Raw genomic sequence first — 16,134 nt, 5'->3', positions numbered from 1 at the left:
AATGGGTTGATTTTTTTAGAGAATGTTATACTAATTCGGGAGGAGGAAAACTTTTTTCTAAAAAAATAGGGGTATATTCTTTACTATAAAAAGGAATGTTAGCGTGCTCTTTTAAAGAATTAAAAATAGAGAACGCACTTTTTTGTTGGTCAATTTCTAAATCAAAGACTTTAGAAATTTCTGTCTTACTATTTTCCTCTTCGCTTATGTTAAAAAGAATAGACATATCAACGTTTTTCTCTACCACAGAAATTATTGCAGGACTCACAATAAAAAGTGTAAAAATGAATATTAATATGATAGTTATTCTTCTTGTAATCAAATTTTTATATTTCTTTTATTTCGTCAGCAATGATCCAGCCAACTTTTCCATCAGCCAATTTAATCTTTTTCCAATTATCAATTGCATCTAAAACAAAAACTTTTGCGCCCTCGTGTAATGTAAATACTTCTTCTGCATTTAATGTGGGTGCATTTCTAACTTCTGTTTTTGTGCTAAAAACAATAGCTTCTATGTTGTTTTTACTAAAACCATATTGGTTATAGGTGATAGATACTGTTGTTAAAAGTAACAATAAACTTAGAATACTAAATGTAAAATAGCCTCTTTTTTTTGCTGGAGAGCTTGCAAAATAAAATAGTAAAAATAAAAGACTGGTAAAAAATGAAACAACTACAACAACAATTGCCCATTGGTTATAGCTTAGTTTTTGTAAGTAGTTTATGTTTATTTTTTGAAAAATGGTCTTTGGCAAGGCTTCAATATTATCTAAGGCCAAGCGCTTAGCAAACACTAAGTTGTTTTTTATATCTTCTTGTAAAGGGTTTAGCTTTAATCCTTTTTCATAGTAATAGATTGCGGGTCCTACTTTGTTTATTTTATAGTAGGCGTTTCCTAAATTATAAAAAAGTTCAGAAGAAACTAATTCTTTAGAGGCAATGTTTTTATAAGCTTCTATTGCATTTTTATAGTCGCCATTTTTATAATAATTGTTAGCGCTTACAAATAAGCTATCTACCTCTTGTGCGCTTATAGAGGTGATAATGAATAGCATTAAAAAAACAAATTTTTTCATATCTTAAAACTGTTTGTCTAATTTAATAATTACTTGTTTGGCTTTTTCTAGCTCTTCTTTCATTTGAGTTGCAGTAAATGGTGTGTATCTTGCAAAATCTGAACTTTTTAACACATCAATTAATTGATTGATTGTTGTAGCTTCTACCTGCTTATCCATTAATATTTCTGTAATGTTTTCTTTACTAATTTCTGCAGTTTCAACACCTAGTTTTGCTTTTAAATAATTATGTAAGGCACGTTCTAAAGCTTCATAAAAAGCCTCTTTTTTACCTAAGTGTTTGCTAGCCTCTTGTAAATATTTTTTAGCCAACCTTTCTGCTTTTCTTTGTTTGTTGCCTGCAAAATCTTTGTTTCTTTTTTCATTATTCTTGCTGATAAAAATTACAATAGGTATTGCAAATAATGGTAGTAATAATAACAAGTAATAGCTGTTAGATTTAAAGAAATCGGTGGTTGCAATTTTGTTAAAAGAAGTTTTTGTAGCAATATACCTAAAGTTTTTACCAGTAGCTATAACGTTTTGTTTTTGTACTTCATTTTCTACTATAGCAGGTTGTAGCTCTTTTCCTTGTAAAACATCAACATAAAAATCGTTACTAGTTATGGTATGGTATTTTTTTTCTTTCGGATTAAAATAAGAGAAAGAGAGGTTTGGTATTTTATATTTTCCTTTGTATTGCGGTACTATTGTATACACATCAGAGATTGAACCAGAAATACCGCCAGCGTTTATGTTTACACTTTCTTTTCTTTCGGGTTGGTATTTTTCTAATTCTACAGGAGTAGTAACTTCTGGTAATTCAAATAATTTTAGGTTTCCTTTACCAGAAACAGCAACCTTTAATTGAGCACTTTCATTGGCTTTTAAAATGTCATTCTTTAAGGCAACATCAAAATTAAAATCACCAACAGCACCAGAAAAGTTTGCAGGCTTTCCATTTAAAGGAAGACTTTTTGGGCGAATTACTTTTTTAGTGGATGCAAATTCTCTTCTAATATTTCTAGTAATTACATTTCCAAAAAAATCTGCTCTACCAGTTGGCACACCAATAACAATATCCATTTTCATTGGGTCTATTGTTAATTTACCTGTTTTAGTAGGTATTAACAATGCTTTTTGCAATACAATATATCGATAATCTTCGCCATTGTATTTACCCATTTTAACAGGATAACTATTAACTTTTATTTCTTGATTCCAAAAACCATTGTATTTAGGTGCTTCGGTAACACCAGTATCGTAAACACTTATGTTTTCGCTAACATACAATCGATATTCAACATAAATACCTTCACCAACATAAGGTGCCGATTTAGATATTTCTGCTACTAAATGAATGTTTTGTTGCGCAACATAGTTTGGGTTGTTTGGGTCTTTAGGCACCGCTACAGCGTCTAAAACAATCACTTTTATAGGCTCAGACATTATTGTTTTACCGCCAATTAAAATACTGGCAGGCTTAATGGTAAGTTCTCCTTTTATTTTAGGTTCTAGAATGTATGTGTAAGATTGAGAAAAACTTGCTTTTCCATTAATCCAAGACTGACTAACAGACTGGCTAGGACCACCAACAATTTTAAAGTTAGTAAACTTCGGAGCAGTAAAATTATCGCCACCTTGTTTGTTTATAGAAAACTCGATGCGTAAACGCTGGTTTAAACCCAACTTATTTTTACTCACTTTTGCTACTAAAGAGACATCTTGTGCATTGGTAAAAATGCAGGTTAACAATAAGAATATAAATACTATTTTACCTTTCATCTATCTAAAAATATACTTCTTTTATAAAAACTGATTGGTTGCAAAACTACCAATCTTTTTCTTGTTTTGTTTTTTTACCCTTTGCTTTTTTAGCATTCATTTTTTTCTGAGTTTTTTTCTCCTCGTTGTTTAAACTCTCTAAAAGTTGCTTTACCTGTTGAGGTGTCATTTTTCCTTGCTGAGGCTTTGGTTTTTGTTGTTCTTTATTTTCGTTCTTTTTAGGGTCTTGTTTTTTATCTTTATCTCCTTCACCATCCTTTTTCTTTTCGTCTTTCTTGTCTTTATCCTTTTTACCGTCTTTGTTATCGTCTTTATTTTTTTTATCGTCCTTATCTTTGTCTTTCTTGTCGTCCTTATTATCCTTCTTGTCTTTATTATCTTTGTTGTCTTGTTTTTCTTTTTCTAAAAGCTGTTGCGCAACTGCTAAATTATATCGGGTTTCATCATCATTAGGGTTGTTTCTTAAGGCATTTTTATATGCATCTACAGCAGGTTGATATTGCTTTTGCTCCATCATGGCATTGCCAATATTATGGAATGCTTCTGCTTTTGTAAATTTATTTTTAGCCGTTTCTGCTGTTAGTTCGTATTGCGGTATAGCCTCTTTGAAGTTCTTATTTTCATATAAGGCATTTCCTAAATTATAACTCGCTTTTTTATATTTTGCATTTTGTGTTAACGCTTTTTGATAAGCAACAGAAGCATCGGTATAATTTTTTTGTTTGTACAATTCGTTTCCTTGTCGCAACAACTTTCTAGCTTTACGTTGCTGAGAAATAGAGTCTTTTTGTGCAAAGATTATTGTTGATGAAAAAAACATCAAGAAAACAATAGAAAGATTGAATAAGTGTTTCATGTTAATTTTTATTTTTTTCTTCATTAAACAAATCTACTTTTTTCAACCACTTTGTTTTCTTTTCAAAAAAGAAAACATCAATAATTAAAAAAAGCAAACCAGCTGCTAAAAACCATTGAAATTGGTCTTTGTAATCTGAAAATTGTTTTGTTTCAAATTCATTTTTTTCGGCATTTGCAATCACATCTGCAATTTGCTTTACTGGGTTTTCGGTGATATTACCGTCTATATAACTACCCTCTGCAGCATTCGCAATGCCTTGTAAAACCTTTGGTTTTCTTTGAGTAATAACAGTTTCTCCTTTGTTGTCTTTTTTATAGCCAATCATAGAACCATTTACTCTTAAAGGTATTGGTCCGCCACTTTCTGTTCCCACACCAATTGTATATATTTTAACCCCTTCGTTTGCTAAATTTTGTGCTACTTGTTTTGTTTCTTCTTGATGATCTTCTCCATCAGAAATAATAATTAAAAAACGGTTGGTTTGATCATCATTATTATAATAGGTTTTTGCCAATTCTAATGCCCCATTAATATCGGTACCTTGGCTAGAAACCATATCTGGATTTGCATTTTGCAGAAACATATTTGCTGCCGCATGATCTGTAGTTATAGGAAGTAACGGATAAGAATTACCTGCATAAATAATTATTCCAACTCTATCAGAGCCTAGTTTGTCAATGGTTTTTGTAATTATTTGCTTTGCTTTTTCTAGTCTGTTGGGCGCAATATCTTCTGCTAACATACTTTTAGAAACATCTAGGGCAAATACAATATCTACCCCTTGTCTTTTTACTGTTTTTAGTTTTGTACCCATTTTTGGGTTTACTAAAGAAACAATTAAAAAGAACATTCCTAAGAGTAAAACAATTAGCTTTAATGTTGACTTAAAAGTAGAGGTGTTGGGCGCTAATTTTTCTAATAAACTAGCGTCTGCAAATTTTCTTTGCGCACTTTTTTTCCACCATAAAACCAATAAGAAAATAACAATCATTATCGGAATGATAATTAGTAAATAAAAATAAGTTGGTGCTTCTATTTTGTACATTTTAAATAGGTGTAACTGTCTAACTGTCTAACTGTTTAATTGTTTAATTGTGCTTTTCGCAAAGCATTTAGCATGTTAGATATTTTATAAATTTAGTTTCTTAATTTTTGATATTCTTCTTCAGAAATAAATTCTAACTCTTTTGATAATATTAGATGATTTAATACTTCCATTGTTGTGCTAAAAGCAATTGTTGTAAAATGGGCCTTGTCTTTATTTGTAATTCTAGATGTGCCTTCAGCTAAATTAGCAGCAATCGAGTTTGTAGCTCTTTTAATCTGACTTGTTAACCCAAATTTTTCTTCTGACGGAAAAGAAGAGGTTACTTTATAGATCTCTTTAGAAAGATGTATTGCCTCTTTCCAAACTTCTAATTTCTCAAATGAAAATAAGTACATTTTTTAACAATTACACGATTCAACAATTACACTTCTTTTTAAATAAATGATTTAAAAATTGTGTTTTTTAAAATAAATTCTAAGATTAAAAACCCGAGTCCTAAAAAGACGAAAAGTCTATATTTTTCTTGATAATTGTAATATTTAAATTCTTCAATCTTTGTTTTTTCTAGCGTATCTATTTCATCATAAATTTCTTTTAAAGAAACATTATCGGTTGCTCTAAAATATTTTCCTTCTGTTTCTGTAGCAATTTCTTTTAAAAGCGCTTCGTCTATTTCAACTTGTTGTTTTCTAAACTGTAAATTGCCAGTTCTTGGGTCTCTACTCCAAGGAAAATCTGCCATTCCGTTTGTACCAATACCAATTGTATAGGTTTTAATTTTTAACTCTTTGGCTAGCTCTGTTGCTGTTCTTGGGTCTATATTACCAGAGTTATTAACGCCGTCTGTTAGTAGAATTATAATTTTACTTTTTGCAGTACTTTCTTTAAGTCTATTTACGGCAGAACCCAAGCCCATCCCTATTGCAGTGCCGCCTTCTAATTGCCCCCATTTTAGTTCAGAAATGGTTCGTTTTATAATGCTTTTATCACTTGTAATTGGTGTTTGCGTAAAACTTTCTCCGGCATAAACTACAATCCCTATTCTGTCGTTGGGTCTTCTGTCTACAAAATCTATGGCTACTTTTTTAAGCGCTTCTAATCTATTTGGTTTTAAATCTCTTGCCAACATACTAGCAGACACATCGATAGCCATTACAATATCAATCCCTTTATTGGTCTTGGTTTTTTTGCTTACAGACACATTTCTTGGTCTTGCTAATGCAACAATTATTGCAGACAAGACCAATAGTCTTAATAGGTATAAAACAGGTTTTAATTTTGGTAAAACAGACGATGTTTTAAAACCTTTTGTAGTTGGCATTGTTAATATTGCGGCATTGCTTTTTTGCGTTAAAAAATACCAAGTTGCAATGATTGGTATTGCAATTAATAGCCATAAAAACTCAGGATTGTTAAATTCTAAATTACTCCAATTCATCATTATTTTCTTCTATAATTGGTTTCGGCTTTAAGTTGCTTATTATTTCTTGAGCATCTTTTCTGTCTTCTTCTATTTCAATTGCTAAAGGTTTCGATTTTGCAAATTTCACTAAATCTGCTTCTTGTAACAATTCCTTTAATTTTTTTATTGTTTCTTCGGATGTTAAAATAGTTTCTGCATCTTTAAAATCTTTAAGCATGTCTAAAACCTGATCGGTAGTTTTTTCTAACGCAGGTACTTTTAGTTCTCGCTCAATATAACCTCTAACAATTTCTGTTAATTCGCTATAATATTGTTTTATTTTATTGTTTTGCCACAATAATTTTTTGTCTAAAATTTCTAATTTAGAAAGTGCTTCTTCGAACGGAGGCAATAACGGTTCTGTAAAAATTTCTTTTTCTTCGTTCTTTTTTCTAATTACAAACCAGTAAATACCAAATGCAATTAGCAGCAAGGCAAGTAAACCAAGATAAACATACAGTTTATAATCATCAAAAACATAAGGTTCGCTTTTAATGGCTTTTATTGGAAATTTTTTAATTTTAGTAGTGTCAATGGCTATTGTAGCCACATTTACCAATAAAGAGTCTGTTAAAAATGCCTGGTTTTTTACAAATATTTGTTGCTGAGGGATGTAAAATGCACCACTATCAAAACCTGTTAAAGTATATTTTTTTATTAAGGTGTTTTTAACGGTATCTACTTTTGTAGAGTCTACTATTTCTAGTCCTTTTAGCGCTATTTTAGGAATAATAACATTCTGAATGTCGTTTACAGAGATTTTTAACTGAAACTGTTCGCCAATTCTAATATTCGTAGTGTCTATAGCTGCGTTTACCATCGGTTTTTGAGCAAAACTTAGCGTAGCAATAAATAAGAATATATATAATAGTTGTTTTTTCATTTTAATAGATTTCGATGCAAATTTGTTCATTTTTCTCAAAGTTACTCGACCTAATTTTTAGAGGTTAACGCCCTTTTTGTTTAAAATACCCTAAAAGTTTTTTAACGTAATTTTCATCAACTCTTGTGTTAATTGCGCCAGCACCTCCTCTTTTAAAGATATTTGTATAATAGTCATTTAAACGCAAAGCATTTGCTTTGTAACTATTTCTTACCGATTTAGAGGCTGTGTTTACCAATTGTACCTTGCCAGTTTCGGCATCTAATAAAGGAATCATCCCTAAATTCGGAATTTCTTCATCATACTTATCAAACACTCGAATACCTGTTAAATCGTGCTTTTTTGCTGCTATTTTAAGTGTTTTTTCATAATCATCATTCATAAAGTCAGACAGCATAAAAACAATGGCTCTTTTTTTTAGCACACTAGATAAAAACTTTAAAGCTGCAGCAATATTTGTTTGCTTGCTTTTTGGTTTAAATTCTATCAACTCTCTAATAATTCTTAAAACATGACTTTTCCCTTTTTTAGGCGGAATGTATAGTTCTACATCATCAGAAAATAAAATTAAACCAACTTTATCATTGTTTTGTGTTGCAGAAAAGGCTAATGTAGCAGCAATTTCTGTAACAGTATCTTTTTTAAACTGAGTTGATGTACCAAATAATTCTGAGCCAGATACATCTACCAATAACATCATGGTTAGTTCTCGCTCTTCTTCAAAAACTTTAATATAGGGTTCGTTGTAACGCGCGGTAACATTCCAATCGATGGCTCTAACATCATCGCCAAATTGGTATTGTCTTACTTCAGAAAAAGTCATACCACGTCCTTTAAATGACGAGTGGTATTCGCCACCAAAAATATCATTAGACAAACGTTTTGTCTTAATTTCTATTTTACGAACCTTTTTTAGTATTTCCTTTGTATCCAATGAGTAATTGTTTAGTTGTTTAAAAGTGTAATTGTAGTTTGCGTGTAATTGTAAACACTTAAAAAATTACACGATTACAAATTTTAAGGCACTTCAATCTCATTAATTATAGCATTAATAATGTCTACAGAAGTTACATTTTCTGCTTCTGCTTCATAAGTAATTCCTATTCTATGGCGCAATACATCAAAAACAACGGCTCTAACATCTTCTGGTATTACGTAGCCTCTTCTTTTAATAAATGCATAACATTTAGCAGCTTTTGCAAGGTTGATGCTTCCACGTGGCGAGGCACCAAAACCAATTAAATCTTTTAATTGTGGTAAGTTGTATTTTTCTGGATAACGAGTTGCAAAAATAATATCTAAAATATATTTTTCAATTTTTTCATCCATATAAACCTCATTAGCAACCTCTCTTGCTCTTAAAATTTCTGCCACAGAAACCACAGGATTTACTTTTGTGAAACTACCAGATAAATTTTGACGCATTACTATTTGCTCGTCTTGTAGTTTTGGGTAATCGATAACTACTTTTAACATAAAACGGTCTACTTGTGCTTCTGGTAAAGGATAGGTACCTTCTTGTTCTACAGGGTTTTGGGTAGCCATTACTAAAAATGGTTCTTCTAAATTAAAGGTAGTGTCTCCTATTGTAATTTGACGTTCTTGCATGGCTTCTAACAACGCAGATTGCACTTTGGCAGGCGCTCTGTTAATTTCATCAGCAAGTACAAAATTTGCAAAAATAGGTCCTTTTTTTATTTCAAAATTATTCTGCTTCATGTTGTAAATCATGGTTCCAACAACATCTGCAGGCAACAAGTCTGGTGTAAACTGAACTCTACTAAAGCTTGCTTGTACGGCTTTAGATAAAGTATTTATGGCTAGTGTTTTTGCTAAACCAGGCACACCTTCTAGTAAAATGTGGCCATTTCCTATTAAACCAATTAACAAACTTTCTATCATTTGTTTTTGTCCCACAATTACTTTGTTCATCTCTAAAGTAAGAATGTCTATAAAGGCACTTTCTCTTTCTATTTTTTCATTAATAGCTCTTACATCTACGTCCATTTTATAAAGGTATTAGGTGTTATTTTTTCTTGTGAAAAACAAATCTACAATTTTAACTTTTTGATATTTGTTAAAAGTTGGTTAAAGATAAACCCTTTTCTCTTTTTTAGATAATTTTATGATAATTAGGATAGTTCAATAAAAAACTTAATATTTGTGTATAACTAAAAACTAAAATAAAATGATTGAAAAAAACATTAAAAATTTGTTAAAAATTTGTTTTTTGTTTTTGTTGCCCCTCACAATGACTGCACAAACAATAAAAGGTAAGGTAACCGATACCTCGGGAGAAGCACTACCTTACATGAATGTAGTAGAAAAAGGAACCACAAACGGAACCACTACTAACGATGCTGGAGCATTTTCTATTACTGTAAAAAGCTTACCAGCTAAATTGGTAATCTCATCAATGGGCTTTGCTACAAAGGTTGTTACAGTAACAGATACTTCTTACTTAACAATAAGCGTAAACGAAGACAATGCCTTAGAAGAGGTAGTTGTAATTGGATCTAGAAATCCAAATAGATCTGCAATAGATAGCCCTGTGCCAATCGATGTAGTAGATATTAAAGAGTTGGCTTCTTCATCGCCACAAGTAAATTTAAATCAGATTTTAAATTTCGTAGCACCTTCATTTACCTCTAATACACAAACTATTTCAGATGGTACCGATCACGTAGATCCTGCTTCTTTAAGAGGTTTAGGGCCAGATCAGGTATTGGTGTTAATTAACGGAAAAAGAAGACACACTTCTTCTTTGGTAAACGTAAACGGTACTTTTGGTAGAGGATCTGTAGGTACAGATTTAAACGCAATACCAGCTTCTGCAATTAAAAGATTAGAAGTTTTAAGAGACGGTGCAGCTGCACAATACGGTTCTGATGCAATTGCAGGTGTAATTAATATTGTATTAAATGAAAGTGTTAATGAACTTTCTTTAAATGTTACAACTGGTGCAAACTTTAGTAAAAATGCAAACTCACAAACAGGTGGTGTAGATGGTCAAACAACCAACATTAGCGCTAGTTATGGTTTGCCAATAGGTAAGAATGGTGGTTTAATTAACTTTTCTGGAGATTTTGATGTTCGTGAAGACTACAACAGAATGAAAGAATGGGAAGGTAGTATTTTTAACACATTTAATACTATTGAAAGATTTGCAGCTGCAGATGGTTATAGTTTAGCTAATTTATTAGATGATGATGTTTCTGATGTTATACAATATGCAAATGCAGCAGGTATTAACTTAAATGGTGCAACAACAAAGCCTGCATTACAAGGTATTTTATCTGCAGACAATACAACATCAGAATTAGCAGCAAGAGGTTTAGATAGAACCGATTTTAACATGAGAGTTGGTCAATCTAGAGTTAGAGGTGGTCGTTTCTTTGCGAACTTTAAATTGCCTTTAGATGATAATGGTACAGAATTGTACTCTTTTGCAGGTATGAGTTCTAGAAATGGTAATTCTGCAGGTTTTTACAGATTGCCAAATCAGAGTAGAACATTTACACCAGCTTACATTGATGGTTTTTTACCAGAAATTAACTCAACTATTTCAGATCAATCTTTAGCAGTGGGTATTAAAGGTAAAATTGGTGAGTGGAATGTAGATTTTTCTAACACGTACGGTAAAAATGCGTTCGATTTTACTATCGGAAATACGTACAATGCGTCTCAAGGAACAGCATCGCCAACAGTTTTTGATGCAGGTGGATTTTCATTCTCTCAAAACACTACTAATTTAGATTTGTCTCAATTTTATGAAGACACATTTGAAGGTTTAGGAGTTGCTTTCGGAGCAGAACACAGAGTAGAAAATTATCAAATAATTTCTGGAGAAGAAGCTTCTTATACACAATATAAAGCAGACGGAACACCATTTACAGGGGTTACAGGTACAAGTCCTTTAAAAGACTTTTTTGGAAACTCTAGACCAGGTGGTTCTCAGGTATTTCCTGGTTTCGGACCAAAAAATGAGTTAGACAGAGCGCGTAGTAGTGTTGCTGCATATGTAGATTTAGATGCAAAGTTTTCTGAAGTATTTTCTACTACTTTTGCAACACGTTTCGAAAACTATTCTGATTTCGGATCTACGTTAAACTTTAAATTAGCGTCTATCTATAAAGCATCAGATAACTTTAGATTAAGAGCTTCTTTTAACACAGGTTTTAGAGCTCCTTCTTTACACCAGTTAAATTACAACTCTACATCAACTATTTTTCAAGATGGTATTCCTGTAGAAGTTGGTACGTTTGCAAATGATAGTAAAGCAGCTAAGTTATTAGGTATTCCTGAATTAAAAGAAGAAACTTCTAATAGTTTTAGTGCAGGTTTTACAGCAAAGTTACCAGAGTCTAACCTTACTTTTACAGTAGATGGTTACATTGTAAACATTGATGATAGAGTAGTGTATACCGGTCAGTTTAAAGGGCCAGGTACAGGAACTCAATTAGATAATTTATTAGTACAAGCAAATGCAACAGCAGCTTCTTTCTTTGCCAATGCAATAGACACTCAGTCTAAAGGTATAGATGTTGTAATTTCTCACAAAGCTACTTTAGGTGCAAATACAAGATTAAAGTCTGATTTATCAGGTACTTTTTCTCAAACAAAACAAGTAGGTGATATTAAATCTTCTCAAGTTTTAAGAGATGCTGGCTTAGAGGGTACTTATTTTCCAGAAGACAGTAGAATCTTTTTAGAAGAGGCAGTGCCAAGAACAAAAGTAAACTTAACCAATAGTTTAACTTCTGGTAAGTTTAATGTTTTTCTAAGAAACGTATACTTTGGTGAGGTTTCTGAAGCAACAAACACTTTAGCAAATCAGCAAGATTTTGCTTCTAAAATTGTTACCGATTTATCTTTAGGATATAAAGCTACTGAAGACTTAACTTTAACAGTAGGTGCTAATAACTTATTAGATGTATATCCAGACAGAGCTATTGAAGCAAACCGTAGTGGTGGTCGTTTCGATTGGTCTAGAAGATCTCAACAATTTGGTATTGGTGGTCGTTTCTTATTTGCAAGAGTAAGTTTCAACTTAAAATAATTAAATTTAATTACCTAAAAAGAGCGGCAATATTGCCGCTCTTTTTTTATGCTTTATAATTAAGTTTATTTTATTTAGATTCTAGTAATTGAAAAGAATCTTTAAAGGAACCATAGGTAAAATACTGAATCCAATCACCAAGATTTATGTACTTGCTATTTTCTTGCAGTTGTATTTCTAACGGAAGATGTCTGTGGCCAAAAACAAAATAATCGTAGTGTTTGGTTTCTAATTTTCGCTTGCAATATAAAACCAACCATTCTTTTTCTTCTCCTAAAAATTTAGCATCCTCATCACCAGAAATTAGTTTATTTTTAACCGATAAATATTGTCCTAGTCTTAAACCTAAATCTGGGTGTAGCCATCTAAACATCCATTTAAACAACGGAAAAGTAAATACTTTTTTCATGCGTTTATAGCCTTTGTCTCCTGGTCCTAAACCATCACCATGACCAATTAAAAACTTTTTATTGTTGATTAAAAACTCTTGCGGTTCATGATATACCGGAATGTTTAATTCTTTTTCAAAATAATCGTGCATCCATAAATCATGGTTTCCTACAAAAAAATAAATAGGAATACCACGGTCTTTTAGTTCGGCTAATTTTCCTAAAACTCTTACAAAACCTTTAGGAACTACAGTTTTATATTCGAACCAAAAATCGAACAAGTCTCCTAGTAAAAAAATAGCTTCAGAATCTTCTTTAATACCATCTAACCAAGCAACAAATTTTTGTTCTCTAGGAAAGCTAAGTGCTGCAGTAGGTGCGCCTAAATGTTGGTCTGATGCAAAATAGACTTTTTTCTGATGGCTGGTTGTTATCGAAATCAAAGAAATAATTATTTGTGATGGTAAAAATAGAAAAACTTATTTATAAATAGATCAAAGCAGATAAAAAGGCTAAAAATTTAGCAACTATTCTTTGATTACTTTTTTGTTGAAAATTCCTTTATCGGTAATAATACTTATAAAATAAACCCCGTTACTTAAATTACTAATGCTTATTTCTGTTTTATTCGTTTCAAGTATTTTTTTACCAAAGGCATTGTATAAAATTAGATTTTGAAACAAGTTAGAAGCATTCGTTTTAAGCGTTAGTATATTTTTTACAGGGTTTGGTACTACTTCAAAAGTATATTTGGTATATATATTACGTTCTGTATTTAAGGTGCTTGTGTTGTTTTTAGTAATCAAATGACTATCAGGATCAACCTCTACATTGCTTACTTGAAAAGAAACGTTTTCTACAAAAGTTTGTGCATTGCCGGTATTGTTTAATAGAACATCTGCAGTTTCGCCGTTTGTACCATATATTCTAATTGGCACGTTGGCTTCAAAAAACGAAACAGAAGCATCACTCTGATGCTGTTGCAAACTAATAGAAATAGTATTTGTAGTAGGTTGGTACCATTCTAAGTTATACGTTGGGTAGCCTTGTTGGTATACCCAATCATCAAAAAAAGCGGTTAAATTTAAATTACTTGCAGCTTCTAAATGCGCAATTAAGTCGGGTGTTTTTGCATATCCGTATGCTAAATTTGCATCAGACAGATAGTTTTTAAGTGCTAAAAAAAAGTTGGTATCACCTAATTTTTTACGCACCATATGTAGTACCATCGCACCTTTGTTGTAAGATAATCGACTACTAAAAATTCTATTTACACTAGTGGTATCAATATCAGAAAGATACACAGCACCATTAGTTGCAGAGGTTACTGTATTTTTAGCATTGTTTCGCCAAGTTTTAAACGCTGCCTCACCATCTAAATGTTCTACTGTAAGGCCAGTTAAATAGGTAGCAAAACCTTCGTTTAACCAAATATCTTTCCAACTGCCACAGGTAACCTTATTGCCAAACCATTGGTGTGCTAATTCGTGCGCAATTAGATTTCTACTAAAATTACCCATAAAAGAAACCGTTGTATGCTCCATACCACCACCCCAACCAAATTGGGCATGACCATATTTTTCATTTTCAAAAGGGTAAGCCCCAAATAAGTTGATAAAATGATTCATAATATCTACAGTAACACCTGTACTATTTTGAGCAGCACTTAAACTTTCTGGGTATACATAATTTACCACCGGAAAAGGGTTGCCATTGTTTGCAACTGTATGAGAATAGGTTTCGTAATTGGTAACCGCAATTGCAATTAAATATGCAGGTATTGGGTATTGGTGCTTATAATGAGTGGTTTTTCTACCGGGCGGAGTTAAGCTAGTACCTTGTTCTAGACCATTAGAAACAGCCGTGTATTGTTCTGGCGCTGTAATATACACATCAATAACATCAATTTTATCATTTAAATCTTGCTTACAAGGCCACCAACCTAGTGCGCCATAAGGCTCAGAAAGTGTCCATAAAACAGGTGTTTGAGCATTTCCGTGCGTGGTTACTTCAAAAGAACCAAAACCATTGCTAGTTGGGTTACCACTATACGTTATTTCTACAGTGGTTGCTGCACCTAAATTGAGGGTATTTTCTAGGTTGATAATTAATTCGTCATTTGTATTTTGACTGTAAGTTACGGTATTATTATTTTGAGTAACCGAGCTAACTACCATATTATCATCTAAATCAAAGGTAACGGTATTCATATCTTCTAAGGCGGTAAAAGTAGTACTAACCTTACCAGCAATACTAGCTGCAGAAGGGTTTACGGTAAACTCTAACTTATGATAAGTAACATCATAATTACCTGTATTTGCATTTGCCTTAAAGTGTAATTTTGCATGAGCAGATTTAGCTTCGGCCTCAGATATTTTCTGTAATTCTTGAGCTTTTATACCAATTGAACATACAAAAAGACTTATAATAAGTAAAATAAAACGTGTCATATTTAAAAAGATATTCATCAAAAATACTAAAATAATTAAAGATTGATGTTAAACTAGTTCTGTGGTTTTTTAGAATGTACCTATCTTTGCAAGATGTTAGAAGATAAAAACACACAAAAAACATCGTTAGCCGAGCTTGGTGAGTTTGGTTTGATCAATCATATTACAAAATATTTTAAAGTAGAAAATGCATCGACCGTAAAAGCAATTGGCGATGATGCAGCTGTTTTAGATGCTTCAGAAAAACAAACTTTAGTAACAACAGATTTATTAGTAGAAGGTGTGCATTTCGATTTAAGTTACATGCCTCTTAAACATTTGGGCTACAAGGCTGTGATGGTTAACTTGTCTGATGTGTATGCGATGAATGGTGTTGCAGAACAAATAACAGTATCGATTGCGGTTTCTAATCGTTTTCCTTTAGAAGCCATAGAAGAATTGTATGCGGGTATTCAGCTTGCTTGCGATACTTATAAAGTAGATTTAATAGGCGGAGATACCACTTCTTCTACCAAAGGTATTTTAATTTCTGTAACGGCAATTGGTAAGGCAGAAAAAGAAGATGTTGTGTATAGAAATGGCGCTAAAGAAACAGATTTAATTGTTGTTTCTGGAGATTTAGGAGCTGCTTATTTAGGATTGCAAGTACTAGAAAGAGAAAAGCAAGTATTTAAAGTAGACCCAAATAATCAACCAGATTTAGACAATTATACCTATTTAATTGAGCGACAATTAAAGCCAGAAGCAAGAAAAGATATTGCGCCTTTGTTAAAGGCAATGGAAGTAAAACCAACAGCAATGATTGATATTTCTGACGGACTTTCTTCAGAACTTTTTCATATTTGTACACAAAGTAACGTTGGATGTAAAATTTATGAAGACAAATTACCACTAGATCCACAAGTAATTTCTGCCTGCGAAGAGTTTGAGTTAGATTCTACCATGGTAGCTTTAAGTGGTGGCGAAGATTACGAGCTTTTATTTACAGTACCAATAGCAGATTTTGATAAAATAAAAGGGAATCCAAACTTTTCTATTATTGGGCACATTACTCCCGAAAATCAAGGGTTAAATTTAGTAACCAGAGCTAGTCAAGAAATTGAATTAAAAGCGCAAGGCTGGAATGCTTTAAAAACCGATTAAT

Annotated in this window: 14 protein-coding genes; 2 read left to right on the top strand and 12 right to left on the bottom strand. The window is 32.1% G+C overall.

What is annotated here, in order from left to right; genetic code table 11:
• Positions 1-25: 25 nt before the first annotated feature.
• The 10 genes from Q0678_RS04390 to Q0678_RS04345 form a co-directional block, all read right to left on the bottom strand.
• Positions 26-268, bottom strand: a complete 243-nt coding sequence (locus Q0678_RS04390; RefSeq protein WP_299054451.1) for a hypothetical protein — start codon at positions 266-268, stop codon at positions 26-28.
• 58 nt (positions 269-326) lie between these two features.
• Positions 327-1,076: a tetratricopeptide repeat protein gene (locus Q0678_RS04385; protein WP_299054449.1), complete on the bottom strand. Its 750-nt coding sequence runs from the start codon at positions 1,074-1,076 to the stop codon at positions 327-329.
• A gap of 3 nt (positions 1,077-1,079) precedes the next feature.
• On the bottom strand, positions 1,080-2,840 hold the full coding sequence (locus Q0678_RS04380) for a BatD family protein (RefSeq protein ID WP_299054447.1): 1,761 nt from the start codon (positions 2,838-2,840) through the stop codon (positions 1,080-1,082).
• A 46-nt stretch (positions 2,841-2,886) separates the two neighbouring features.
• Positions 2,887-3,696 (bottom strand): tetratricopeptide repeat protein, encoded by an 810-nt coding sequence (locus tag Q0678_RS04375; RefSeq protein WP_299054445.1) that lies wholly within the window; start codon positions 3,694-3,696, stop codon positions 2,887-2,889.
• 1 nt (position 3,697) lies between these two features.
• A complete protein-coding gene (locus tag Q0678_RS04370) occupies positions 3,698-4,744 on the bottom strand; it encodes a VWA domain-containing protein (RefSeq protein WP_299054443.1) in 1,047 nt (348 codons plus the stop codon).
• 92 nt (positions 4,745-4,836) lie between these two features.
• Positions 4,837-5,142 (bottom strand): four helix bundle protein, encoded by a 306-nt coding sequence (locus Q0678_RS04365; RefSeq protein ID WP_299054442.1) that lies wholly within the window; start codon positions 5,140-5,142, stop codon positions 4,837-4,839.
• 38 nt (positions 5,143-5,180) lie between these two features.
• Positions 5,181-6,185, bottom strand: coding sequence for a VWA domain-containing protein (locus Q0678_RS04360; protein ID WP_299054968.1), 1,005 nt, complete (start codon positions 6,183-6,185; stop codon positions 5,181-5,183).
• Entirely contained in the window at positions 6,172-7,092 is a 921-nt protein-coding gene (locus Q0678_RS04355) for a hypothetical protein (protein ID WP_299054440.1), read from the bottom strand. The genes Q0678_RS04360 and Q0678_RS04355 overlap by 14 nt, the downstream gene beginning before the upstream one ends.
• 64 nt (positions 7,093-7,156) lie before the next feature.
• Positions 7,157-8,026 (bottom strand): DUF58 domain-containing protein, encoded by an 870-nt coding sequence (locus tag Q0678_RS04350; RefSeq protein ID WP_299054439.1) that lies wholly within the window; start codon positions 8,024-8,026, stop codon positions 7,157-7,159.
• 83 nt (positions 8,027-8,109) lie between these two features.
• Positions 8,110-9,099, bottom strand: a complete 990-nt coding sequence (locus tag Q0678_RS04345) for an AAA family ATPase (RefSeq protein ID WP_299054438.1) — start codon at positions 9,097-9,099, stop codon at positions 8,110-8,112.
• A gap of 244 nt (positions 9,100-9,343) precedes the next feature.
• Between Q0678_RS04345 and Q0678_RS04340 the strand changes: the two genes are divergently transcribed.
• Positions 9,344-12,151, top strand: coding sequence for a TonB-dependent receptor (locus Q0678_RS04340; protein WP_299054436.1), 2,808 nt, complete (start codon positions 9,344-9,346; stop codon positions 12,149-12,151).
• A 70-nt stretch (positions 12,152-12,221) separates the two neighbouring features.
• Here Q0678_RS04340 and Q0678_RS04335 read toward each other — a convergent pair whose 3' ends face one another.
• Positions 12,222-12,983 (bottom strand): UDP-2,3-diacylglucosamine diphosphatase, encoded by a 762-nt coding sequence (locus tag Q0678_RS04335; RefSeq protein WP_299054435.1) that lies wholly within the window; start codon positions 12,981-12,983, stop codon positions 12,222-12,224.
• Between the two features lie 84 nt (positions 12,984-13,067).
• Positions 13,068-14,990, bottom strand: coding sequence for a M1 family aminopeptidase (locus Q0678_RS04330; protein ID WP_299054434.1), 1,923 nt, complete (start codon positions 14,988-14,990; stop codon positions 13,068-13,070).
• A 93-nt stretch (positions 14,991-15,083) separates the two neighbouring features.
• On the opposite strand from Q0678_RS04330, the gene thiL reads away from it, so the two are divergent.
• Positions 15,084-16,133: a thiamine-phosphate kinase gene (gene thiL / locus Q0678_RS04325; protein ID WP_299054433.1), complete on the top strand. Its 1,050-nt coding sequence runs from the start codon at positions 15,084-15,086 to the stop codon at positions 16,131-16,133.
• The last annotated feature ends 1 nt before the right edge of the window (position 16,134 follow it).

Source organism: uncultured Polaribacter sp., assembly GCF_947497125.1.
In the GTDB taxonomy this organism is placed as follows: Bacteria; Bacteroidota; Bacteroidia; order Flavobacteriales; family Flavobacteriaceae; genus Polaribacter.
Note: the sequence above shows the minus strand (reverse complement) of the source record. Positions and strands in the feature narration are given on the sequence as shown.